The organism is Indioceanicola profundi, from assembly GCF_003568845.1.
Lineage (GTDB): Bacteria > Pseudomonadota > Alphaproteobacteria > Azospirillales > Azospirillaceae > Indioceanicola > Indioceanicola profundi.
The window spans coordinates 77,101-98,607 of the sequence record NZ_CP030129.1; the positions used below are offsets into that span (position 1 = coordinate 77,101).

A 21,507-nucleotide genomic window follows, 5' to 3' on the forward strand; every position below is an offset into this window, starting at 1 on the left:
CAAGGGAGAGCAGGCGGCTCCCTCGGGGTACGCGGCCGGAACATCTGTCTGGGGCTGAGTGGCCATTTCTTCGCTTTCGCGTCTTCGCTTTCGCGGACATCATTGTTTCTTCCGCGCGATCACTGCGCGGGTCGAGACGGCTTTCCGGCTTCGCCATGGGGCGGGACTCGCTCATGACGCGACGCGGCATAGTGGTCTGGCGCCGCCACGAACGCGGCGCGGCAAGCGGCGGAGCAGAAGAAATATGCCCAGCCGCGATGCTCGACCGGCTCGGCCTCTCCGAGATCAACTGTCTTCCCGCAAACCGGATCTGTTACCTCCATTCCGTGACCTCCTCTCTGAGGGACCATGCCTTTACCAGCAAAGCGCTCATTCGCCCGGGAACGAACGCGCAAAACCCACCAAGCCGTTTCCCGCACCTACGCGTAGTGAACAGGCGTCGTTATCCCGAAAAGACGCGGAAGCTTTGAAGTCCTTACAGCGCAACCTCGCGCAGATTCGGTGCCGTCCTTCTGGTCGCTCGTGAAGCGCTTCCGCGGCCCCGGAGTCCCCCTTCATGCTCAAGGCAGGCGGAAGCTTACCCGTGCCTCTCCAGGTTTCGCTTCCGGCTCACTCTGGACCCGGTGTCCATCATCCGCGCTGAACAGCAGTGGCTGCGGCCAGGCCGACGCCCGGCGGGGCGGCAGTCCAGCCGCCCGCATCGCGGGCGACAGATCGGTCGATCGTCTCAAGGTCTTCGGACGAAAGCGTTTCCTGGTTCAACAGGTTCTGCGCCGCACGACCAAGCAGGTCGCGGTTCGTCGAAAGGATCGCCACGGCGCGCAGGAACGCCGTCTCCACCAATTCGCGCACGGCGGCATCGATCCCCGAGGCCGTTTCCTCGCCGTAGCGCCGCGGCTGCCAGCTCGCTCCGCCCGGCCCGCCGAGAAAGGGCGCGGCGTCCGTCTCGTACGCGACCTGCCCCAGTTTCGGGTCCATGCCGAACCGCGCCACCATGCTCCGCGCGATCTCGGTGGCCTTGACGAGGTCGTCGGCCGCCCCCGTCGAGACTTCGTCGTAGACGAGGCTCTCCGCTGCTCGCCCGCCGAGGAGGACGGCCATGCGGTTCATCAGCTCCTTCCGGTCCATCAGAAAGCGGTCCTCGAGCGGACGCTGGATGGTGTAGCCGAGCGCCGCGACGCCGCGCGGGATAATCGACACCTTCTGCACCGGATCGACGCCCGGCAGAGCCATTGCGACCAGGGCGTGCCCCATTTCGTGATGGGCGACGACGTCCCGCTCGTGCGGGTTCAGAAGGCGGTTCTTCTTCTCGAGGCCGGCGACGATGCGCTCGATCGCCTGCGTGAAGTCCTCGAAGCCGATACTCTCGCCATTACGGCGCGTCGCCAGCAGCGCCGCCTCGTTGACCAGATTCGCAAGGTCGGCGCCGGTGAAGCCCGGCGTGAGCGCCGCCAGATCCTCGACCGGCAGGTCCGGTGCCAGCTTCACCTTTTCCAGGTGGACCCTCAGGATTGCGACGCGGCCCTGCTTGTCCGGCCGGTCGACGAGCACCTGGCGATCGAAGCGGCCGGCGCGCAGCAAGGCCGGATCGAGGACCTCCGGGCGGTTCGTCGCCGCCAGCAGGACGGTGCCGACGCTCGGGTCGAAGCCGTCCATCTCGGTGAGGAGTTGGTTGAGCGTCTGCTCCTTCTCGTCGTGACCGCCCCCTGGCAGCATCGCGCCGCGGGCGCGCCCGAGCGCGTCGAGCTCGTCGATGAAGATGATGGCCGGAGCCTGCTTGCGCGCCTGCTCGAACAGGTCGCGGACGCGGGCGGCGCCGACGCCGACGAACATCTCGACGAACTCGGAGCCCGAGATCGAGAAGAAGCGCACGCCGGCTTCGCCCGCCACCGCCCGCGCGAGCAGGGTCTTGCCGGTCCCCGGCGGTCCCACCAGCAGCACCCCCTTCGGCATGCGCGCGCCGAGCCGGCTGTAACCCTGGGGGTCCTTGAGGAAGGCGACGATCTCCCTCAGCTCGTCCTTCGCTTCGTCGACACCGGCCACATCAGCGAAAGTCACCTTGGTGTCCTTCTCGACATACACCTTGGCCTTGGACTTGCCGATGGCCATCAGGCCGCCGCCTTGCCCCATCGCCATCGGCCGAACCAGGAACATCCAGAGCAGGAGGAAGAGAAGCATCGGCATGAGCCAGCTCGCAACGCTCTGTAGAAGGCCGGGACCGGGCTCGCCGGAGAAGGTGATCCCCTTGCTGGCGAGGGAATCCGCCAGATCCTTAGGCACGCGCTCCACCGTGAAGTGCTGCGGCTGGCCCTCCGGCATTGCGCTCTGACCATCCGTAGTCTTGTAGGCGCCGGTGATCCGGTCAGGGCCGACCACCAGGTCGGTGACATTGCCCTGGTCGACGAGCTGCTGGAACTCGCTATAGGGGATCGTCTCGATGTGGGTCGGCTGGAACAGCAGTTGCTGGATCCAGATCACCGCGAGAGTTGCGGCGATGACGTACCAGAAATTGATCTGATGCTCGCGCTTCATGGTTCGGCTTCATGGTGTTGTGTATTGCGGTGCGGCGCGCAGCTGGCGAGAGCGGATAGTTTCAACATGGACCCCGGAACCTCCGCCGTTTATCGGGATAGACATTCCCGAACTCGGCCAGCGCCGCGCGAGCCGCCGCCGCAAGGGCGCCGAAATTTCCGAAAGGTCTCCGCAACATCTCCTCCAGGTTTCCCGGCCCCCGCGGGGTCGATCCTTGGCTTCGGCCGCCGTCAGCCGCATGCCGTGGCGCCCGCGATCCCGAGAGACCTTTTCGGCCTCATACGATTCGTTCCGCGAAGCGATTCCAGCGCGCGAGGCTGCGCTTCGAACGCCGCATGTAAAGGGCGCCGAAAAGGCCGCCGAGAAGGCCGCCCAGCCCGTCCACGATCAGATCCCACATGGTATCATCGAGCGGCTCCATCACAGGCGATCCCTGCGCACCGGCGCCCAGGGTGGCGTCCGCCCCGAATTCGGCGATCTCCCAGAGCGCCCCCGCGCCGAGGGTCAGCAGGAAGATCGCAGTGAGGTTCAGGACGAAGCCAGTCCGTATTCGACAGGTCATTCTCAGCGCATAGATCGCCAGGAATGAGATGATCGCCAGCAGGCCGGAATTGCCGAAGTGGATCAGCTTGTCATAGAACGGCAGCGTTCCGTAGAGGTCGAGAAGTCGGCCGAGTGTCATGTCGGTGACCAGCCACCAGAGGACGAACAGTTCGATCTCGACGGGAATGGTCAGTCTGCTCGAGCGCGCGAGCAGGGAAGGCGCGAGGATGAGCGTCAGCGCGCCGAAACAGAGAAGCCCGTAGAGAACCGCGCCCTCCAGAAGGTGGAAGGCGCCCGTCGCCAGGATGAGGGCGCGCAGGAGCCAGGCAAGCCGGATCTCCCACGGCGCGGCCACGCCCGGCTCGTCGCGTTCGGTCTCCGCCGGGCCGGAACCGTGCCGCGGCGCCGCCTCCGTCTCCCGACGAGGCCGCGAAGCGTGCGCAAGGCCGCGGAGGCTCACGACGGCCTCCGCGCCGACAGTTGGCCCAGCCTCGGGATGAACCCGGGCACGTCGGCCATGTAGCGGCGGTAGTCCTCACCGAACTCGGCCAGCGCCGCCCGCTCCTCGCCCTTCGCCAGGCGCACATACATGAAGACGAGCACCGGGAACATCGCCAGCGTCAGCAGCGTCGGCCATTGCAGCAGGAAGCCGAACATAACAAGGATGAAGCCGACATATTGCGGGTGGCGCACATAGGCATAGGCGCCGGTTGTCGCGAGCGTGCGGCGGCGCTGCGCATCATAGAGCACCTTCCAGCCGGCCGAGATCAGCACGAAGCCGCCGCCGATGAAGGCGAAGCTCAAAAGGTGGAACGGACCGAAATGCGGGTTGGCTTCCCAGCCGAACAGCATCTCGAGGAGATGCCCGGCATCGTGCGACAGCCAGTCCACGCCAGGATAGTTGCTCTGTAACCAACCCGAGAGCAGGTAGATGGTCAGCGGGAAGCCGTACATCTCCGTGAACAGCGCCACCAGGAAGGCGCTGAACGCGCCGAAGGAGCGCCAGTCACGGCCCGACCTCGGCTTGAAAAAGCTGAAGGCGAAGAGGATGAAGATCGCCGAGTTCAATACGACCAGGATCCAGAGGCCGTAGGCGGGGGCGCTTTCGGTCATCGCAATACGTCCGTTCCGTAGGTTCAGTGGCGATGGTCGTCGGGTTCCCGGCCGCCTCCCGGCGGAGGGCCGCTTTCGTCGCTGCCAGACCCATGACCCCCATGCCCCCTATGCATGAAGAAATGCATGCCAACGCAGAGACCGAGGAGGAGCAGCAGCGGCCCGACACCGATAAGGTGCGCCCAGTGTTCGGAGACGAGGTAGAAGCCGCCCACGGCGAGGAAGACCAGCAGGACCATGTTTGCGCGCGAGGCGAAGAATCCGCGCCGGTTCTCTCCATGATCCATACTATCCTCCCACGCTGCCCGCAGCGTCGCTGTGCAATCTGAAGATCGTCGCCCCGTCCCGGCAGCTCATTCGACCGCCTCCGCAGGGCGGGCACTTACCGCCGCGTCGGGCCCGCCGCGATCGATGCCCTCCAATCGCGTGCGCTTGAGTAGCAGGGCGTTGACCGCGACCAGCGCCGAGCTGCCCGACATGGCGAGCGCCGCGACCTCGGGGCTGACGACGAGGGGATAGAACACACCGGCGGCCATCGGAAAGGCGACGACGTTGTAGGCGACCGCCCAGAACAGGTTCTGATGCATCTTGCGCAAGGTCGCGCGCGACAGCTCGATCGCGCCGACGATGTCGTAGGGGTCGCTCCTCATCAGCACGACGTCGGCGCTCTCCATCGCGACGTCGGTGCCGGCGCCGATGGCGAAGCCGACATCGGCCTGGGTCAGCGCCGGCGCGTCGTTGACGCCGTCGCCGACCATGCCGACCCGCTTGCCCTGGGCCTGCAGCTCCTTGACCTTGTCAGCCTTCTGGCCCGGCAGCACGTCGGCAAGCACGATATCGATGCCGAGCTCTGACGCGATACGCTTGGCGGTGCCCTCATTGTCGCCGGTCAGCATTGCGACCTCGACGCCGCGCTCGCGCAGCTTGGTGACCGCCGCCTTGGCGCTCGGGCGCGGCGCGTCGGCGATGGCGACGAGGCCGAGGATGCGGCCGCCGCGGGCGACATGCACCACCGTGCGACCGGCGCCCTTGAGCCGCTCCGCTTCCTCCGCGAGCGCGCCGAGCTCGATCTTCTCTTCATCCATGAGCCGGCGGTTGCCGAGGAACACCGTCTCGCCTTCAATCTCGGCTCGCGCGCCCTTGCCCTCCAGATTGAGGAAGGCGCGCGTCTCCGGCACGTCGAACCCCTCGGCCCGCTCTACGATCGCCAAAGCGAGCGGGTGGTCGGAGCCGCGCTCGACCGCTGCCGCCGTCCACAGAACCTCGTCCTCCTCCCGGTCCTCGGCTGCCACCACCTCCACCACGCGTGGCTGGCCCATGGTCAGGGTGCCGGTCTTGTCGAAGACGATCACATCGAGCTTGGTCGCGTCCTCGAGCGCGCCTGCGTTCTTGAAGAGGATGCCGTGCGTGGCGCCGAGGCCGGTGCCGACCATGACCGCCATCGGCGTCGCCAGCCCGAGCGCATCGGGACAGGCGATGACGAAGACGGTGATCGTCAGGGTGAGGGCAAAGAGCAGCGGCGAGCCGATCCACCAGAACCAGACCGCGAAGGTCGCAAGCCCGATGAGGATGGCGATCAGCACCAGCCATTGCGAGGCGCGGTCGGCGAGGAGCTGGGCCGGCGCCTTGGAGTTTTGTGCCTCCTGCACCAGCTTGACGATCTGCGCCAGCGCAGTGTCTGCGCCGACCTTGGTCGCGCGGTAGCGGAAGCTGCCGCTCTTGTTGATGGTGGCGCCGATCACCTGATCGCCCGGCCCCTTGTTCACCGGCATGGACTCGCCGGTCAACATGGATTCGTCGACGAGAGACTCTCCCTCGACCACCTCGCCGTCGACCGGGATCTTGTTGCCCGGCCTGATGACCACGGTCTCGCCGGCCTGCACCTCCGACGTGGGGATCTCCACCTCGCGACCGTCCCGCAAGACGGTGGCCATCGGCGGGGCGAGATCAAGCAGTGCGCGGATCGCAGCCGAGGCGCCGGCGCGCGCCCGCATCTCCAGCCAGTGGCCGAGCAGGATGAAGACGAGCAGCACCGCCACCGCCTCATAGAACTGCACGCCCGGGAAGAAGAATGTGGAGCCGACGCTGAAGACGTAGCCGGTGCCGACCGACAGCACGACCAGCACCGCCATGTTGAGAATGCCGTTCCGGAGCGCCCGCCAGGCGGCGGTGAAAAACGGCCAGCTCGGATAGACGATCGCGATGCTGCCGAGGAAGAACAGCCACAGATCGAGGTCCAGCCCGAAGGGCGGCGCCGGCGGGGTGAACATCCCGCCCATCGGCGAATAGATGAAGATCGGGATCGTGAAGACGAGCGCGATCCAGAAACGGTTGCGCATGTCGCGCACCATGTCGGCCATGTCCATGCCGGACCCATGGCCCATCTCGTGCGCCATCTCGTCCTGCGCCGGCGTTCCTCCGCCGTGGCCCCCCGGTGGCTCGTCGGCGCGGGCCTCACCCCCGCTGGCGCCGCCGGCTCGCACACATGCCGCGGCGTCACGCTCCCGCGGCAGCGAAAGCCGCAGGAATTCACCTTGCGCCGCAGCCTCTCGACGCTCGTGATTGTCTCGTCGTAATCGACGGTGACGCTGCCGGAGGCAGGGTTCGCCGAGGCCCGACGAACACCCTTCTCAGCGCTCAACTGCTTTTCGACGCCGAGATGATCGAGCTCTTCGAAGAGGCCGCCCACCTCCAGTGTTACCGTGCTCAACACCAACCTCCCAGGACCCGCGGCTCATGATGCATCGTAGATCGACAGGCGCCGTGACGAGCGGCACCTGTCTTCTGCCTGATCGCTGGATCTCAGCTGCCGCAGCAGCAGCCCTTCGACTTGCCTTGCGCCGCCTCTCGCGTCTTCGCCCGCTGGTCCGCCGAAGACTGTTCGGGTGCGGCCGAGGGCATTGCAGTCGAGGGCTTTGCCGAGTGGGCTGGCGAGGGGTCTCCATGACCGCAGCAGGAACCCTCGGCCCGATTCGCCGAATCGACGTTCGAAACCTTTGTATCTGTGTGCATCGCCATCATCCTTTCACATGCGTCCGTGCCTCGATCGCGGCCGGACCGCCCTTCAATCCTAAAGACGCGACGACCTACCCGGCATTACAGTTCATTGTTGTCCGTCAGCCTCTCGCGGCGCCGTCGTGCACGTTCGGCCTCTTCGCAGCGGCAGTCGAGGAAGCCGTGGATCGGGCAGGTCAGGCACATCTCCTCCAGCCGCTTCTTCAGCGCCTGGCGGCCGCGATGGAGCCTCACCGTGACGTTGTTCAAGGTGACGCCGAGGCTCGCCGCGACCCGGTCCCGCGGCTCTCCCAACAGGTCCACGCGCCAGATCACCTCGGCGTAGTCCGGCTTGAGCGTGGGCAGGAGCTTGTAGAGACAGTTGCACACCGCCTCGTCGAGTTCCTCGTCAGCCTCGATCTCCAGAGCTTCAATGTCATTCGGATGCATCACCGCCTCCCGCTGCCGCCGCCTGGTGGAGCGACGCTGATGGTCGACGATGGTCGTGGCGAGGATCCGGCTCAGCCAGCCACGGACCGACCGCACGTCACGCAACTGGGTCGATCGCTCGATTGCCCGCAGCATGAATGCCTGCAAGACGTCCTCTGCGGCTTCGGAGCTGCCCAGTCGCCGTTGCAGAAAGTTCAGGATCTGCCGACGGCTCTCCACAAGCGCCCGACGCACGGCAGCATCAGCTGCCTTATCTGCCGCGTCGCGGTCATCGTCGGCGCTTAAGCGGTCGTCCGGATCGTCGCCAGTCATCGTCCACCTCCTATTCTTCAGACGCCCACCCTGCCAACGCCTTACACCGGCGGCGTCGCTTCGAAGCGGCGAGCTTCGATGCACGGCTTCTGTGGCCGCAACAATGTCGGAGTAGGAGGTGTAAGGCACGCCCGCACGGAGCATGCGGAACGGCTGGCAGCAAGAAGAGGAAGATGCCGCCGCTCCGGACAGGCTCGCAGGATGTGAACGGAACTGCGAGCAGATGGAGGGAGCGGTATCGCCCACGAGGAGTGAAAGGCCGTAGCTACCTCTTCGACAACAGGTCCTTTGCGAAAGCGGCAATGCCAGGACCACGAACAGCAGGATCAGTATCCAGACCAGCTCCATGGCGCCATGCCCCACATTCCCTCGTATCCTTCCATCATCATGTCTCTCCTTTTGGCGAGCTTTCCTGTGGCCGAGTACGGCTGGCGGTCTCCCGCACTGTAACGTCTGTCGCCTGTCCGGCGCTCAACAGGCGCTTCAACGCCGATCGGCAGCGCGCCGGGATAACTTTCCATCCGACGGGCAGCAGCGTGATCAACCCGAGCACCAAGACGGTGATGCCGGCACGCCGCCAGTCGCCGGAGGCGATCTCGTCGCCGAAATGCGCCAGCAGAAAGCTCGCTGGAATAATGCCGAGGAAGGTCGCGACGGCGAAGCGCCAGGTTCTGAGCGGCGTCAGACCGGCGGCGTAGCTGATGATGTCGAAGGACAGAAACGGCATCAGCCGCGTCGCGAATACGACGGCCATCAAGGCGTTTTGCGACGCTCCGAAACGGTGCAGCGTGCTTGTGGGCAGTCGTGCGCCGAGCCATGCCCTGAGTGCGTCATACCCGATGAGGCGGGAAATGCCGAAGGCGATCAGCGCGCCCGCTTCGGAACCAACGGCGACATAGAGCGCTCCCCAGAAATGTCCGTAGGCAGCGCCGGAAGCAAGCGCGATCGGGGCGCTCGGGATCGGGCTCATGACGATGGCCACGGTCATCAGGCCAATGATCAGAAGCGGACCCACAGGGCCGAGCCGCATCACCGCCTGCTCGAGCGCCTCGCCATCGAGCAGGCGGTCCAGCATGCCGGTTCGCCATACTACGAGAGACGAAATGAGAAAGACGGCGAACACCCCCAGCCCGGCGGTGATGCGTGGCCAGGACAGACTGGATCTAGCGTCCTGCGTCTCGCTCATACGGGACCTTGGTGATTTCGGTCAGGTAGCCGTTTCCGTCGAACGGGTTCGACCCCGACGTCTTCGACTCCGAATTACCTGGGTCGGGTGATGCGGCCGGCGTAGCGGCCGCCACATGTCCGATGCGATCGCCGCTTTCCAAGCGTTATTCTTGCTCGTTCATTTCCATCATCATTTTCTGCTGTTCGAGCATCTGCTCCAACGTCTGCTGCATCATGCCCAGATGCTCGCGCATACGGGTCATCATCTCAGGCGCCGCCGCACCCATCATCTCCTGCATCTGTCCGGACCGGTCTCCCGACATGCCCATAGACTGACCGCTTGACATCCGGCCACCGCCCATCTGGCCCTGCATGGGCATGTCGCCCATCATGCCGCGCATCGCCTGCATCTGCTCGCCCATCATCTGCATGTGCTCACGCATGAGCTGGCGGCGCTCGGCGGGGTCCTTCGTCTCGCGGGCCTGCTGCATCAATTCCTGCATGCGCTCGAAGGCAGGCCCGGGCATCTGCTGTGTCTGGCCCTGCTGCGGCTTCGTCTCGTGCTGGGCTGCCCATGCGCCGGTTGCGGCGAGGGCGGTGACACCAACGGCCACGGTAAGGGTTTTCAGGCCTGGCAAACGCAAGCCATTCGAATGGGTCGAAGTGGAGTGTAGGGTCATGATCGCTCTCCTTTTGATCTGGTCGGAAGACGCTGCGCCGGGGGATGCCTCTACGCGCCCGGCTCTGCATCGAATCCTTCAGACGCCTGTCCCGCCGCCTCGTTACACCGGTGGCGCTGAGTACCAACGGCGAGCTTCGAGACCGGCCCTCTGTGGCCGCAACAATCTCGGAGTAGGAGGTGTAAGGCGCGCCCAGTTTGAACGTCTGTAGTCGGTGACACGCTGTCGCTCAGGTCGCTCGACCGATAGGCAGCACCAATGGTTCAAACGGTGGGCTTCGGGTGCCCCTGCGGGTCGCCGCCGGAGTGTCTCCAGAAGGGCCGATGGGGTTTCTCATGCGTATCTTGTTCGTCACCTCCGAATGTCATCCTCTGATAAAGACGGGCGGGCTGGCCGATGTTTCGGCCGCCCTCCCGGCCGCCCTGGCCGAGCGCGGAATCGACATTCGCATGATGATGCCCGGCTATCCTGACGCGTTGGACCGGGCCGATCATGTCGGGCCGGCGATACCGCTCGGCGACCTGCCGGGCGAGGATCGCGCCCGTCTTCTGCCTGCGCGATCTCCGGATTCCGGCATGCCGCTTTGGCTGCTCGACTGTCCCAGGCTCTATCGTAGGAATGCCGGCCCCTATCAGGATTTGGATGGCCGCGACTGGCCGGACAACGATCTCCGATTCGCCGCGCTGTGCCATGCGGCTGTGCGCGTCGCGTGCAACGCAGCGGGACTCGGTTGGCGGCCGGAACTGATCCACACGAATGACTGGCATACCGGACTGGTGCCGCTGCTCTTGGCTGACTCCGCAAGATCGCGTCCGCCCGTCGTCTTCACGATCCACAACCTGGCCTTCCAGGGCCTCTTCGCTGCCGATGCATTGCCGCTTCTGGGCCTCCCCGGCGACACCTTCTCGCCTGAAGGAGTCGAGTTCTATGGTCGGATCTCCTTCTTGAAGGCGGGGCTTCGCTATGCCGATCGCCTGACCACGGTCAGTCGGACGTACGCACGTGAAATACAGACGCCGGAGTTCGGCTGCGGTCTGGACGGACTGCTCCGCCAGCGCTCGCGGCATCTCCTGGGAATACCCAACGGCGCCGACTACGGTCTCTGGGATCCCGCGGAGGACTCAAGCCTGCCGCGTCGGTACAGTCTGGCCGAAATCGGTGGCAAGCGAGATTGCAAGGCCGTCTTGCAATGCGAACTCGGTCTGGACGGGGAGCCGGAAACGCCCCTCCTCGCCTTCCTCAGTCGCCTGACCGAGCAGAAGATGGCCGACACTGTCGCAGAGGCCGTGCCCTGGCTCATCGCGGCGGGTGCCCAGTTTGCCCTGCATGGACAAGGCGACCGCGCCCTGGAAGAGCGGTTCAAGGCATTGGCAGAGCAGTATCCGGGGCGCGTTTCCGTGCAGGTAGGCTACGAAGAGCGATCCGGGCGCCGTCTTCTGGCGGGCGCCGACGTTCTGCTCCATCCGTCGCGTTTCGAGCCCTTCGGCCTGGTGCCAATCTATGCTCTGCGCTACGGCACCCTGCCCCTCGTCCGGAAGGTCGGCGGGCTGGCCGATAGCGTCGTCGACGGTTCCACGTCGAATGTCGATGGCGAAGCGACGGGGTTCGCGTTTTCGGGTTACACCCTTGAAGACCTGCTCGGCTGCCTGAGACGCGTCCTCGACACGTTCGGGCAGCCGGTGGCGTGGCGCCGGATGCAGCGTCACGCGATGCGGCAGGATTTCGGCTGGCGAGGACCGGCCGAAGAATATCTTAATCTCTATCGGACGCTCACCGAATCTCGCGCAGAGCAAGACTTCGCCGAGCCCGGGTCCGACCGAAGCTTCCTGCCATCTCCCCCGCCGATGCGAGCACGCACAGCGAAGGGCTGAAGTTAGTACCCACTCATACAAGGAGACACATCATGAGTGACGACCTGAATGCAAAAGTCCGGGAGCGCGCCTATGCCATCTGGGAACGGGAGAACCGGCCCGAAGGCAAACACCTCGATCACTGGCTCTGCGCGCAGGCGGAGATCGAAGCCGAGCAGTCGCCCGTAGGGGACCAGCCGGCGTCTATGCCGACCGAGTCGATAGACGCGGCTGAATCCGCGTCTGGAGGGTCTGGAGGAGGCGGCGGGACCAAGAAGCGATCCAGCTGAGCCCGGTGTAGGCCCAGTCGCTCTGGAAAGCTTGCGTCTTCTTCGTCGACATCGACGCGGACGAGTATGAGACGGGTCCGAAGCGACCGTGCCTTTGGGAATTTTCGGCCGAGGCCTATCCAGCAACACCGTCCGCGGATTTTGTTCCGTTGCGCGAGACCAGACCGACCCCGAGGATGACGAGCACGATACCGCCCAGCTGCGGCCACTCCAAGGTTTCGTCAAAGAACAGAGCGCCGATCGTCAGGCCGAAGATCGGGATCAGAAAGCTGAAGGCATTGGCCCGGTTGAGCGGTGTCTTCTGGAGCACCGAGAACCACAGCCAGTATACGAGCGCCGTGCCGAGCAGGCTGAGCGCGAGGAGGATGCCGACGAACGTGAACGACCAGCGGACCGTCGCCGGCTCCTCCGTGCCCCAGGCGATGAGAACGAGGGGAATGCTGCCGATCAGCATCTGCAGTCCCATGGCCATGAGGGGATCGACCCTGCCCGCGATGCGCTTGATCACGACGTTGCTAACGGTGACGCCCAACGCGGCAAGGATGATATAGGCAACGCCGAAAATGTAGCTCTGCTGCCCCGGGGCTACAAATTGGGGCGCGGCGATGCTGAGAATGCCGATGAAGCCCAGGACCATCCCCATGGTCCCCCGTACCGTGAGCCGTTCGCCGAGGACAATGCCTGCCAGCATCGCCGCCAGCAATGGCTGGGTGTTGGCGATCACCGTGGCGATGCCAGGCGAGACGAACTCCGCAGCATGAAACATCCCCAGGAAGCCCAGGCTCGTTGCTCCCAACCCCACGACGGCCACCATCGCCAAGTGCGGGAGCCCTCTGGGCAGCGGCCGGCGCAGCGCGAGCGCCAGCACGGTCAGCGTCAGGCCTGCCAGGAGAGCGCGCATCGCAGCGAAGGTCAGGTGCGGAGCGAGGTCCAGACCGGCGGTGATCAGCGGGAAGCAGGCAGCCCAAAGTAGCATGACCAGAACGATCTGCGCGATCGTCGCGGCAGTCATCCCCGGAGGTCCTCGCTTTCTTGCCGTCCGCCGCAAAACCGCCCGGAGATCTCATCCGCGGCGATCATGATTTCGTGACCGATGTTCCGCTGCAATGAGCGATGGCGGACGGTACCTATTGCTCGCACGCCGACCGGCATTTGCTTGGACCACCACTGCCTCGTTCGCGGGTTTTCCAAGCCGTGTCGATATGGCGGCAGTTGCCGTTTATTCCGCAGGCGCTCATGGCGCGAGCATGCTGTTCTGTGCATAGGCGTGGTGGTACTCAAGCACGATGTTGCGGGTCGACGAGCAGCGCCGCATCGTCCTTGTCGTAGTGGAGGCGCATCAGCAGATCCTTGATGAGGTTGATGCGTGCCAGATGCTTATCGTCGGCACGCACAATGGTCCAGGGCGTGACCGGGTTATGAGTGCGGGCGAACGCCTCGTTGCGCGCGGCTATAAGCCGCCCAGTTCTCGGTAGCCTTGACGTCGATCAGAGAGACGCTCCGGCCGTGGCGGCATTACACTCAGGAGCATTCCGCGTGCCCCGATCCGGCTCGTGCGCCACCGGTTCGCAATCGCAGCTCCGAAAACCGCCGCCGCAGCACGCCTCGCAGCGCTCTTCGATCTTCTCTTTAAGGGCCCGGCGCGCCCGATGCAGGCGGACACCGATATTGTTGGTGGTGAGACCGAGGTCGGCCGCGATCCGCTCGCGCGGCTCCTCCTCGAGATCGGCTCGTCGAACGATCTCAGCGTAGTCTGGCCGGAGTGTCGGAACGAGATTTCGGACGCAGCGGCATGGATTCTCGACCTGGTCGGTGCCCGGCTGAACCACCGGCTCCGGAGCCTCTGCTTCGTACGCGGCCTCGACTCGCTGCCGCGCGGCGCGGCGCCGGTAATAGTCGGTCAGCGTATTGCGCAAAACACGGCTGAGCCAGGCATCGATCTTGCCGGCGGTCTCCGGCTTCCCCGTGGCTCGCACCACCTTGAGGCAGAAGTCCTGAAAGGCATCTTCGGCATCCTCCGGACGGCTCAGGCGCCGCCGGAAGAAGCGCAAGAATTCGGATCGGCACTCCGTTAGACGCTGGATGGTGGCAGCGTCGGGAGCGATGCCTTCGGATAGGACAGAATCCGGGCGTGAAAGGGCTGGCATTGTGATGACTCCATGCGCAGAGAGATGGTGTCCCCCCGAGTGGTGTAGCTGGCGGCATTGATGGCCGCACTGTCCGGCATTGCCGGGCTGATCAGCGCGCCACTGCGGGCAGGCTGATGAGGGGATCATCGCGCAAGTGGCCGACACTTTCCAGCGTCATGTAGCGGGCGCGCTGGACAGCCCATTCGTCGTTCTGTTCGAGCAGCAATGCACCAACGAGGCGGATGATGGCATCGTCATTGGGGAAGATGCCGACGACATCGGTGCGCCGCTTGATCTCGCCATTGAGACGTTCGATCGGATTCGTCGAATGTAGCTTGGCCCGGTGCTCCTTCGGGAAGGTCATGTAGGCGAGCACATCGGGCTCGGCCTCGTCGAGGATAGCGGCCAGCTTCGGCACCTTCGGCCGGATCTGGTCGGCGACGGCGCGCCACTGGGCGCTGGCGGCCTCCGGCGTCTCCTGGGCGAAGGCGGTGGCGACGAAGGCCGAGACGACGCGCCGGCCGCTCTTGCCGGCATGCGCCAGAACGTTCCTCATGAAGTGGACGCGGCAGCGCTGCCAGGTGGCCGAGAGCACCTTGGTGACGGCCGCCTTCAGGCCCTCATGGGCGTCCGAGACGACGAGCTTTACGCCCCTGAGGCCGCGGCGGGTGAGCTTGCGCAGGAACTCCGTCCAGATCGGCTCGGCCTCCGACGTGCCGATCTCCATGCCCAGCACCTCGCGGCGGCCGTCGGTGTTGACGCCGACCGCGATGATGGCGGCGACCGAGACGATGCGGCCGCCGCGGCGCACCTTCAGGTAGGTGGCGTCGATCCACAGATATGGCCAGTCGCCCTCGATCGGCCGTTCGAGGAAGGCCTTCACCTTGCCGTCGATCTCCTCGCACAGCCGCGAGACCTGGCTCTTCGAGATGCCAGACATGCCCATCGCCTTGACCAGATCGTCGACCGAGCGCGTCGAGATGCCCTGGACATAGGCCTCCTGGATGACGGCGGTCAGCGCCTTCTCGGCCATGCGGCGCGGCTCCAGGAAGCCCGGGAAGTAGGAGCCCTTCCTCAGCTTCGGGATGCGCAGCTCGACCGTGCCGGCGCGCGTCTCCCAGTCCCGGTCGCGGTAGCCGTTGCGCTGCGCAGTCCTGAGCGGGCTCTTCTCGCCCCAGGCGGCGCCCGTGGCGGCGCCTACCTCCATCTCCATCAGCCGCTCGGCGGCGAAGCCGATCATCTCGCGCAGCAGATCGGCGTCCGCGCTCTTCTCCACGAGCGCGCGCAGGTTCATCATGTCGTCGGTCATCGGTGGTCCTTCCAGAAAGGGGTTGGTGTCGACAACCAGACCCTACCGGAAAGCGCCGATGACCACCGCGCTACCCAGCTACACCACGTCCTGGGACGTCACCCGCAGAGAGGTTCGTCGAGCGGTATCGCGACGCGCAGGGAGTATCGAAGCCCGCCGGCGCGTCGGTCAGACGTGCGCAGGGAGACGGGGCGGGCGGAATTGACGATCGCTGATCGTGAATCGGTGGTACTGCGGCGGTCCGGGAATCCAACCGCCGGATTTCGGTGCGCGGAAGAGCGCAAAATTCTTCACGGTCAGAAAGGCGCAGGACGCCGCCAAGTGGCAGTGTGGAACCGCAGGCGACACAGCGAACGTCGCGTCGTGAGGCTGCTCAGGAACGAATATCACGCTGGTCGCCTCAGCCGGCTCCGTCCCGGCGAATGAAGGGTCAGCGTGCACCATGTGGAAGGTCAGACCGGCTACGATCAGCAGGGAGAGGAGGAATTTCACCCAGGTTCGCGGCGCCGGCCCGGTCCTTCTGAATCGCTTTTCCTTCCAGATGTGCATCGGAGATCCGCGTCTGCCGTCGTCCTTGTTCATCAATCTTGTGCCACCAGCATCGCTTCGTCATTGAGCCAGATCAAGACCGCCGCTTGGGACGGAATTCCCCTCAGCCTGTCTGAGCCCGTCACGGTTCCGCTGCAGTCGCTCGCGTCGGGCCACGCATTTCGCCATAGAGTCGTTCAACGTCCTCCCGCCGACACAATCCCGTCCCGGCCGAGAGGACGGCGGCAGCGCCGGCGGCCATGCCATAGGCGAACGCGTCTTCGGGATGGCGCCCTTGAGCCAAGCCGAGAGTCATGGCCGCGACGAAGCTGTCGCCGGCGCCGACGGCGCTTTTCGCGATCACGTCGGGCGCGGCCAAGCGCAGCGTGCCTTGACTCGTTGCGAGCAGCGCGCCTTCACGGCCCAGGGTGAGCGCGACCAGCTCGGCCCCGCCCGAGCCGACCAGCTCTCGCGCCGCTTGCTCCTGCGACGCCTGGTCGGGAAGCTTCCGATCGACCAGGGTCTCGAGTTCACCGAGACTGGGTTTCACCAGATGGACGCCGCTTGCGAGCCCGGCACGAAGCGCGCTTCCCGAGGTATCGAGCACAAGCTTGGCGCCTTTGCGGCGGGCGAGGTCCGCGATGGCGGCGTAGAGATCGTCGGGAACACCGCGCGGCAGACTGCCGCTCGCGACGAGGTAGTCGCAGTCAAGATCCTCCAGCGACTCCAGGAACACTCGCCATTCCGATTCCCCGAGCAAGGGGCCAGCGGGCACAAAGCGGTATTCCTGGCCGCTCGATCGCTCATAGATGGCGTGGCTGATGCGGGTGTGGTCCTGGATCGTGACGCGCCGCCGCGGTATGGCCGCGGCGTCGAGCAGGTCGTCGAGAACGCCGCCGGTCGCGCCGCCCGCGAGATAGACGGCGAGCGTGGTGCCGCCGAGTTCCTGGACGACCCGCGCCACATTGATGCCGCCACCGCCCGGATCGTACCGTTCGTCCGAAGTCCGGATCTTGTGGATCGGATGAACGACCTCCGCCTCGGCGGCGCCATCAATCGACGGGTTCAAGGTCAACGTGACGATGGTTTTCATCGGATAACTCCTTGAGACCGGCGCGCTACCGGGCGGCGGCAGTTCAACGGCCCGGCGGCAGCTGGACTTTCCCACCGGGATCGCAAGACCACCAGGAAACGGCGTCACGACCTTAAAGCGGATCGCGGCGATGACTAAGCGGATCCCGGCGATGGCCAGAAGGACGGCGCTCGCGCGCGTCTCTTACAGTGTAAGACATGTCCGGTTGCCAGCATGCGTGGAGCTCTCGCAAGAAGGGGAGAGAACGGCAAGCCAAGAACGTGCCCCCGACGTCCCTTCTGGCTGTAAGGCCGGCGCTACCTTTGGCGTCCTTATCTTCGACACACGCGATCGCGTCCGGTTTCGGATCTGATCAGCAGCTGCAGCAGCGCTGCAAAGCTCTCTGAACCTGGTCCTTCCGGTGATTGCTCGATCGAGATCGTCGGCAACGCGCGCTGTCCTACGAAGGGTTAGGTGACGCAATGGAGCTGTCTGACCTAAGGTCATTTGTGGATGTTGCGGAGACGCTCAACATTCGGCGTGCTGCGACGGCTGCTGGCGTGCGACCGTCGACCCTGAGCCGGCGGATCGCGAGGATCGAGGGCGAGCTCGGCGTCTCCGTGTTCGAGCGCCACGCTTCGGGCGTCAGGCTCACCCGGGCCGGCCGCGATTTCTTCGATACTGCGTCCAATGCCATTCGCGACATCGAGTTCGGACTGAGACGGGCGCGGGCGGCATCGAACGGAGCAAGCGGTCATCTTCGGATCGGCATCTTTGCCTCGATCGCGAGCGGTTTTCCTCATGAGGCCATCCGGCTGTTCCGATCCCATTATTCGGGCGTCGAGATAGACGTGGCCGAAGGCGAGCCGAACGCGCTGCTGCGCCGCATCCGGGAGCGCAAACTCGACATCGCCTTCGTGACCGGCGACTGCGATCTGCGGGACCTCGACTGCGAGACCCTATGGCGGGAAGCGGTCGCTCTTGCGCTCGCCAGCGATCACCCGGCGGCGGATGAGGAGTGGTTGCAATGGTCGGAGCTGCGCGAAGAGCGTTTCATCGTCAGCCTGCAGGAGCCCGGTCCGGAGATCCACGATTGGCTCGTTGCCCGCCTCGGCGGGCTCGGGGAGCGGACGAGGATCGTGCGATACGCGGTGGCGCGAGAGACGCTGTTCGTCCTGGTGGGTCTGGGCTTCGGGCTCAGCGTCGTCAGCCAGGCCGGCGTCGGCGTCGCCTATCCCAACGTCGTCTTCAGGCCGGTCGGCGATCCGGATGACACACTACCATTCTCAGTTGCCTGGTCTCCCGACAGGGACAATCCTGCGCTGCGCAGGTTTCTGTCGGTGATGAGGGCGATGGCGTCCGGTCGGCCGCCGCCACCCGTCAATTAGATCGGGTCATTTTGCACTCTGGCCACTCTGCGGGCTTTCGAGAAGGCGCGGTCGGTCGCCATGAACCGCTCCAGCATTGGCGCGATCAGCCGCGACGGCTCGCCGACCGGTTGGCCGGTTTCACGTCCCAGCACCTCGGCATAGGCGACGAGATCGCGATGTAGCGCGGCCGGCAGCTCTATCGTCAGCTTCACGGGCTTGTCGTCGGCGATCGCCCCGAGTTTCAGCTTCGTTGTCATCGCAGAGCTCCATAGGGCTCGAGAACGAGATCGCGCGTCACGATCACCCGGACCGGAAAACCCGGCCGGATCGTGAGCGTCGGCTCCACATCGAGCTGCCGCTCGATGATCTGCTGGCCGGCGTCGTTGACGGTGTCCTGAGCGCCGCCGCGGATCGCGGCGATCAGGCGGTCCTCATCGTCGGCGGCGAGTTCGGCGCCGACACCGAGCAGGGTCGACAGCGCGGCGGCCTTGGCGAGGTCCCACCAATGATAGTCGACGCCGTCTTCAAGACCGGCGAATCCTTGCGCATCGGCGCCGGGCTGGCGCTCCAGCACGATCGACCGACCGTTCGGCAGGATCAGGCGGTTCCAGACGAGCAGCACCCGCCGCTGTCCGAACGCGACGCCGCTGTCGTACTGGCCGATCAGCCGGGTTCCCTGCGGCAGGAGAAGGTAGCGTCCCGAGGGGCTGTCGTAGACGTGGCTCGTGACCTGGGCGGTGATCTGCCCCGGCAGATCGGAGCGGATGCCGGTGATCAGCGCCGCCGGGATGATAGTTCCTGCCTGCAAGACATAGGGACTCGCCGGCGCCACGAGCTGGTCGCTCGATACGGTGCGGCGGTCGACGGGGCCGTTGAGGAAGGCGGTGTGGCGGTCCTGCGAAGATGCGCCATCGCTACGGTATGGGCTGCTTGGACCCGCCGGGGTCTGCCCGGACATCGAGATGCCGGACGCGGCCGGCTGCGTTCCCGCGCTGAAGAACAGCTCGCTGGTGCGGGCGGCCTCCTGTTCCTGAAGACGCCGCTGCTCTTCGGGATCAGGGCCGGGCATCGGCTGGGCCGGCACCGGGCGACCCTCGTCGCGCGCCCGCACGATCGGCCGGCCGAGATCGCCGGGCAGCGCCGGGCCAAGTCTCGGAACATCGCGCGGCACGTCCGAATAGTCGGACGGCAGGCGGCGGAGCCCGTCCGCAGTGGGCCGGTTGTCCGTGGTGAAGAGCTCCGTCGGGGCGTTCCCGCCGTCGCGCCCCTGAAGGCTGAAGATGAGGGCGGCGCCGATGCCGAGGCCGGCGGCGACGCCGAGCCCTGCCAGAACCTTTCGGGAGAGCCTTGTGACGCGCGGCGGCGCGGGCCGCAGGCGCAATGCCTCCGCCGGGCTTGATGACGGGCGGTCATCCCCCACCTCTCCCTCGCGGCCGTCACTGTGCGAGGTGTCGCTCATCGCTGCCCTCCGCTATGGATTCGGGCGTTCGTCGCTTGCGAAGCTCCACCGGAGCTTCGCATCCGCTGAAGCGGACCACGCCTCACCCCATCGGTTCGGATGATCCGCACCCGCTGCTGGTCCTCCGCTCCGAGGCGGAGCTCGGCGGCGGCGAACAGGCGGTCGACGATCAGGATGTTGCCGTGGACGCGGCTGTTGACGAGCTCCGGCTCGCCGTCCGGACCGATGACAAAGAGCGGCGGCATCTCGCCCTGGACGATGCCGCGCGGGAACTCGACATAGACCCGCCTCCTGTCATCGTAGACGGCGACCGGCCGCCACGGCGGGCGATCGCCACCGAGCGCGTAGCGGTAGTTCCGTTGTGCAGCCGGCGGGATGATGGGCGTCGCCGGCACGGCTGGCGTGGGCGTCGTCCGGCTCCGCGGATAGGACCAGGCGATCGAGGGCATGTAGGGGGTCTCGCCCGACCTCAGCTCGACGAGATACGTGCGGCGATCGGTGTTGATGACGAGGTTCGTGGAGATGTCCGGCCGGGTCGGCTTGACGAGGACATGGACCTGGGCCGTGTCGCCGGCCCCGCTCGTCGTGTCGCCGATGATCCAGCGGGCGGTATCGCCGGCCGCGATCGGCCCAGTGCCCGTCAGGCGCTCGCCGGGCTCGAGCGCGAGATTGGTAATCTGCCCGGGAGCGGCATAGACCTGATAGAGCGCGCCCTCGCTGTAGGGATAGATCTGGATCGCGTTGTAATAGCCCTCGCGCCGTGGCTCGACCCGGGCCGCTGCGTTGGCGTTTTCGATGCGCGCGGTCGGCTGCCGCGCATTGGCCGGCCCACCATGGCTCGGCGTCCAGGCCGGCGGCGTGTGCAGCGGCCGCGGCCGCTCATCGACGACGACCGCCGGCGTCGTCGGGAGTGGCGGAACGTCGCTGTCGTAGGCGATCTGCGGTGGTTTGACAGTCGCGCAGCCGGCAAGCAGGGTTGTGGTGATGAGCAATGCCGGAAGCGCGGGCGTAGACGATCGATGCGTCATCAGCCCAGCTCCCGCGACCAGCTGATGGCGTTGACGAAGATGCCGAGCGGGTTCTTGCGCAGCCGCTCGGCATCACGCGGCGGCTGCACTACGATGGTGAGGATCGCCGTCCAGCGCTCGGTCGCGGCGAGACTGCCGTCCTGATAGCGCCGCTCGGTCCAGGCGACCCGAAAGCTGTCGGGGGACGCCCGGATCACGCTCGATACCTCGACCGAGATCTGGACCTTGCCGACGCGTCCGAACGGGTCGTTGGCGCGGGCATAGTCATTCAGCGCCATGGCGCCGCGGTCTGTCGTGAAGTCGTAGGCGCGGAGCCAGTTCTGGCGGACGATGATGGGATCGACCGGGATCGAGCGGACCTGCTCGATGAAACGCGCGAGATGAAAGGCGATCTGCGGATCGGTCGGTTGATAGTCGGCGACGGCCGGCTCAACGGCCTGGGCCTGGCCGAGCTGGTCGACCTGCACCACCCACGGCACGATCGTGCCGCGCGCGGATTGCCAGACGACGGCCGAGGCGAAGCCGCCGGCGAGGAGGAGCGAGCCGAAGGCCATCAGCCGCCAGTTCCGGGCTTGGACACGGGCCGAGCCGATGCGCTCGTCCCAGACCTGAGCCGCCCGTTGGTAGGGTGTCTCGGGCTCGGGTGTCTTGCCGTAATGGGTCGAGGGTCGTTTAAACATG

At 65.8% G+C, this 21,507-nt stretch carries 21 protein-coding genes and 1 pseudogene; 3 read left to right on the forward strand and 19 right to left on the reverse strand.

What is annotated here, in order from left to right; genetic code table 11:
• Window positions 1-119: 119 nt before the first annotated feature.
• From DOL89_RS23645 to DOL89_RS23685, 9 genes and pseudogenes are all read right to left on the reverse strand, one after another.
• On the reverse strand, window positions 120-350 hold the full coding sequence (locus tag DOL89_RS23645) for a YHS domain-containing protein (protein WP_318658560.1): 231 nt from the start codon (window positions 348-350) through the stop codon (window positions 120-122).
• Window positions 351-630: 280 nt separating this feature from the next.
• Window positions 631-2,532 (reverse strand): ATP-dependent zinc metalloprotease FtsH, encoded by a 1,902-nt coding sequence (gene ftsH, locus DOL89_RS23650; RefSeq protein ID WP_119681828.1) that lies wholly within the window; start codon window positions 2,530-2,532, stop codon window positions 631-633.
• A 277-nt stretch (window positions 2,533-2,809) separates the two neighbouring features.
• Window positions 2,810-3,535, reverse strand: coding sequence for a hypothetical protein (locus tag DOL89_RS23655; protein ID WP_119681829.1), 726 nt, complete (start codon window positions 3,533-3,535; stop codon window positions 2,810-2,812).
• Window positions 3,532-4,188, reverse strand: a complete 657-nt coding sequence (locus tag DOL89_RS23660) for a methyltransferase family protein (RefSeq protein ID WP_119681830.1) — start codon at window positions 4,186-4,188, stop codon at window positions 3,532-3,534. Before DOL89_RS23660 ends, DOL89_RS23655 begins: the two co-directional genes overlap by 4 nt.
• 23 nt (window positions 4,189-4,211) lie before the next feature.
• Window positions 4,212-4,475, reverse strand: coding sequence for a DUF2933 domain-containing protein (locus tag DOL89_RS23665; RefSeq protein ID WP_119681831.1), 264 nt, complete (start codon window positions 4,473-4,475; stop codon window positions 4,212-4,214).
• 66 nt (window positions 4,476-4,541) lie between these two features.
• Window positions 4,542-6,898 (reverse strand): annotated as a pseudogene (locus DOL89_RS23670) (heavy metal translocating P-type ATPase).
• A gap of 386 nt (window positions 6,899-7,284) precedes the next feature.
• Window positions 7,285-7,944 carry an RNA polymerase sigma factor gene (locus tag DOL89_RS23675; protein ID WP_119681832.1) on the reverse strand — a complete coding sequence of 220 codons (660 nt, stop codon included), beginning with the start codon at window positions 7,942-7,944 and terminating at the stop codon, window positions 7,285-7,287.
• Window positions 7,945-8,329: 385 nt separating this feature from the next.
• Window positions 8,330-9,019: a TVP38/TMEM64 family protein gene (locus DOL89_RS23680; protein ID WP_225890113.1), complete on the reverse strand. Its 690-nt coding sequence runs from the start codon at window positions 9,017-9,019 to the stop codon at window positions 8,330-8,332.
• Between the two features lie 256 nt (window positions 9,020-9,275).
• Window positions 9,276-9,791: a hypothetical protein gene (locus DOL89_RS23685; RefSeq protein WP_119681834.1), complete on the reverse strand. Its 516-nt coding sequence runs from the start codon at window positions 9,789-9,791 to the stop codon at window positions 9,276-9,278.
• 335 nt (window positions 9,792-10,126) lie between these two features.
• On the opposite strand from DOL89_RS23685, the gene glgA reads away from it, so the two are divergent.
• Complete coding sequence (gene glgA, locus DOL89_RS23690) at window positions 10,127-11,662, forward strand: glycogen synthase GlgA (RefSeq protein WP_119682011.1); 1,536 nt, start codon at window positions 10,127-10,129, stop codon at window positions 11,660-11,662.
• A gap of 32 nt (window positions 11,663-11,694) precedes the next feature.
• Window positions 11,695-11,931, forward strand: a complete 237-nt coding sequence (locus DOL89_RS23695; protein ID WP_119681835.1) for a DUF2934 domain-containing protein — start codon at window positions 11,695-11,697, stop codon at window positions 11,929-11,931.
• 115 nt (window positions 11,932-12,046) lie between these two features.
• Here DOL89_RS23695 and DOL89_RS23700 read toward each other — a convergent pair whose 3' ends face one another.
• The 6 genes from DOL89_RS23700 to DOL89_RS23725 form a co-directional block, all read right to left on the reverse strand.
• Entirely contained in the window at window positions 12,047-12,943 is an 897-nt protein-coding gene (locus tag DOL89_RS23700; protein WP_119681836.1) for a DMT family transporter, read from the reverse strand.
• Between the two features lie 265 nt (window positions 12,944-13,208).
• The gene (locus DOL89_RS23705) at window positions 13,209-13,325 is read right to left on the reverse strand and encodes a hypothetical protein (protein WP_225890114.1); all 117 of its coding nucleotides are present in this window, start codon (window positions 13,323-13,325) and stop codon (window positions 13,209-13,211) included.
• 93 nt (window positions 13,326-13,418) lie between these two features.
• Window positions 13,419-14,078 carry an RNA polymerase sigma factor gene (locus DOL89_RS23710; RefSeq protein WP_162937865.1) on the reverse strand — a complete coding sequence of 220 codons (660 nt, stop codon included), beginning with the start codon at window positions 14,076-14,078 and terminating at the stop codon, window positions 13,419-13,421.
• Window positions 14,079-14,169: 91 nt separating this feature from the next.
• On the reverse strand, window positions 14,170-15,369 hold the full coding sequence (locus DOL89_RS23715; protein ID WP_119681839.1) for an IS256 family transposase: 1,200 nt from the start codon (window positions 15,367-15,369) through the stop codon (window positions 14,170-14,172).
• 168 nt (window positions 15,370-15,537) lie between these two features.
• Window positions 15,538-15,951 carry a hypothetical protein gene (locus tag DOL89_RS23720; protein ID WP_162937866.1) on the reverse strand — a complete coding sequence of 138 codons (414 nt, stop codon included), beginning with the start codon at window positions 15,949-15,951 and terminating at the stop codon, window positions 15,538-15,540.
• Between the two features lie 88 nt (window positions 15,952-16,039).
• Window positions 16,040-16,990, reverse strand: coding sequence for a 1-phosphofructokinase family hexose kinase (locus DOL89_RS23725; protein WP_119681841.1), 951 nt, complete (start codon window positions 16,988-16,990; stop codon window positions 16,040-16,042).
• Window positions 16,991-17,451: 461 nt separating this feature from the next.
• Here DOL89_RS23725 and DOL89_RS23730 point away from each other — a divergent pair, with 461 nt between their 5' ends.
• The gene (locus DOL89_RS23730; protein WP_119681842.1) at window positions 17,452-18,357 is read left to right on the forward strand and encodes a LysR family transcriptional regulator; all 906 of its coding nucleotides are present in this window, start codon (window positions 17,452-17,454) and stop codon (window positions 18,355-18,357) included.
• On the opposite strand, the gene DOL89_RS23735 is transcribed toward DOL89_RS23730, so the two are convergent.
• From DOL89_RS23735 to trbF, 4 genes are read right to left on the reverse strand one after another with little or no spacing between them, the layout of a single operon-like run.
• Window positions 18,354-18,596, reverse strand: a complete 243-nt coding sequence (locus DOL89_RS23735) for a DUF2274 domain-containing protein (RefSeq protein WP_119681843.1) — start codon at window positions 18,594-18,596, stop codon at window positions 18,354-18,356. The genes DOL89_RS23730 and DOL89_RS23735 overlap by 4 nt on opposite strands.
• Window positions 18,593-19,798, reverse strand: coding sequence for a TrbI/VirB10 family protein (locus DOL89_RS23740; RefSeq protein WP_119681844.1), 1,206 nt, complete (start codon window positions 19,796-19,798; stop codon window positions 18,593-18,595). Before DOL89_RS23740 ends, DOL89_RS23735 begins: the two co-directional genes overlap by 4 nt.
• Complete coding sequence (gene trbG / locus DOL89_RS23745) at window positions 19,795-20,826, reverse strand: P-type conjugative transfer protein TrbG (RefSeq protein ID WP_119681845.1); 1,032 nt, start codon at window positions 20,824-20,826, stop codon at window positions 19,795-19,797. The genes DOL89_RS23740 and trbG overlap by 4 nt, the downstream gene beginning before the upstream one ends.
• On the reverse strand, window positions 20,826-21,506 hold the full coding sequence (gene trbF, locus DOL89_RS23750) for a conjugal transfer protein TrbF (protein WP_119681846.1): 681 nt from the start codon (window positions 21,504-21,506) through the stop codon (window positions 20,826-20,828). The genes trbG and trbF overlap by 1 nt, the downstream gene beginning before the upstream one ends.
• Window position 21,507 lies beyond the last annotated feature (1 nt).

Bases quoted from the DNA above. Each gene is read 5' to 3' on its own strand.
- DOL89_RS23700 (WP_119681836.1), bottom strand. From the start codon at position 12,943: ATGACTGCCGCGACGATCGCGCAGATCGTTCTGGTCATGCTACTTTGG.
- DOL89_RS23710 (WP_162937865.1), bottom strand. From the start codon at position 14,078: ATGCCAGCCCTTTCACGCCCGGATTCTGTCCTATCCGAAGGCATCGCT.
- DOL89_RS23730 (WP_119681842.1), top strand. From the start codon at position 17,452: ATGGAGCTGTCTGACCTAAGGTCATTTGTGGATGTTGCGGAGACGCTC.
- DOL89_RS23675 (WP_119681832.1), bottom strand. From the start codon at position 7,944: ATGACTGGCGACGATCCGGACGACCGCTTAAGCGCCGACGATGACCGC.
- ftsH (WP_119681828.1), bottom strand. From the start codon at position 2,532: ATGAAGCGCGAGCATCAGATCAATTTCTGGTACGTCATCGCCGCAACT.
- DOL89_RS23660 (WP_119681830.1), bottom strand. From the start codon at position 4,188: ATGACCGAAAGCGCCCCCGCCTACGGCCTCTGGATCCTGGTCGTATTG.
- trbF (WP_119681846.1), bottom strand. From the start codon at position 21,506: ATGTTTAAACGACCCTCGACCCATTACGGCAAGACACCCGAGCCCGAG.
- DOL89_RS23735 (WP_119681843.1), bottom strand. From the start codon at position 18,596: ATGACAACGAAGCTGAAACTCGGGGCGATCGCCGACGACAAGCCCGTG.
- DOL89_RS23680 (WP_225890113.1), bottom strand. From the start codon at position 9,019: ATGCTGGACCGCCTGCTCGATGGCGAGGCGCTCGAGCAGGCGGTGATG.
- trbG (WP_119681845.1), bottom strand. From the start codon at position 20,826: ATGACGCATCGATCGTCTACGCCCGCGCTTCCGGCATTGCTCATCACC.
- glgA (WP_119682011.1), top strand. From the start codon at position 10,127: ATGCGTATCTTGTTCGTCACCTCCGAATGTCATCCTCTGATAAAGACG.
- DOL89_RS23715 (WP_119681839.1), bottom strand. From the start codon at position 15,369: ATGACCGACGACATGATGAACCTGCGCGCGCTCGTGGAGAAGAGCGCG.
- DOL89_RS23685 (WP_119681834.1), bottom strand. From the start codon at position 9,791: ATGACCCTACACTCCACTTCGACCCATTCGAATGGCTTGCGTTTGCCA.
- DOL89_RS23720 (WP_162937866.1), bottom strand. From the start codon at position 15,951: ATGAACAAGGACGACGGCAGACGCGGATCTCCGATGCACATCTGGAAG.
- DOL89_RS23645 (WP_318658560.1), bottom strand. From the start codon at position 350: ATGGTCCCTCAGAGAGGAGGTCACGGAATGGAGGTAACAGATCCGGTT.
- DOL89_RS23695 (WP_119681835.1), top strand. From the start codon at position 11,695: ATGAGTGACGACCTGAATGCAAAAGTCCGGGAGCGCGCCTATGCCATC.
- DOL89_RS23665 (WP_119681831.1), bottom strand. From the start codon at position 4,475: ATGGATCATGGAGAGAACCGGCGCGGATTCTTCGCCTCGCGCGCAAAC.
- DOL89_RS23725 (WP_119681841.1), bottom strand. From the start codon at position 16,990: ATGAAAACCATCGTCACGTTGACCTTGAACCCGTCGATTGATGGCGCC.
- DOL89_RS23740 (WP_119681844.1), bottom strand. From the start codon at position 19,798: ATGAGCGACACCTCGCACAGTGACGGCCGCGAGGGAGAGGTGGGGGAT.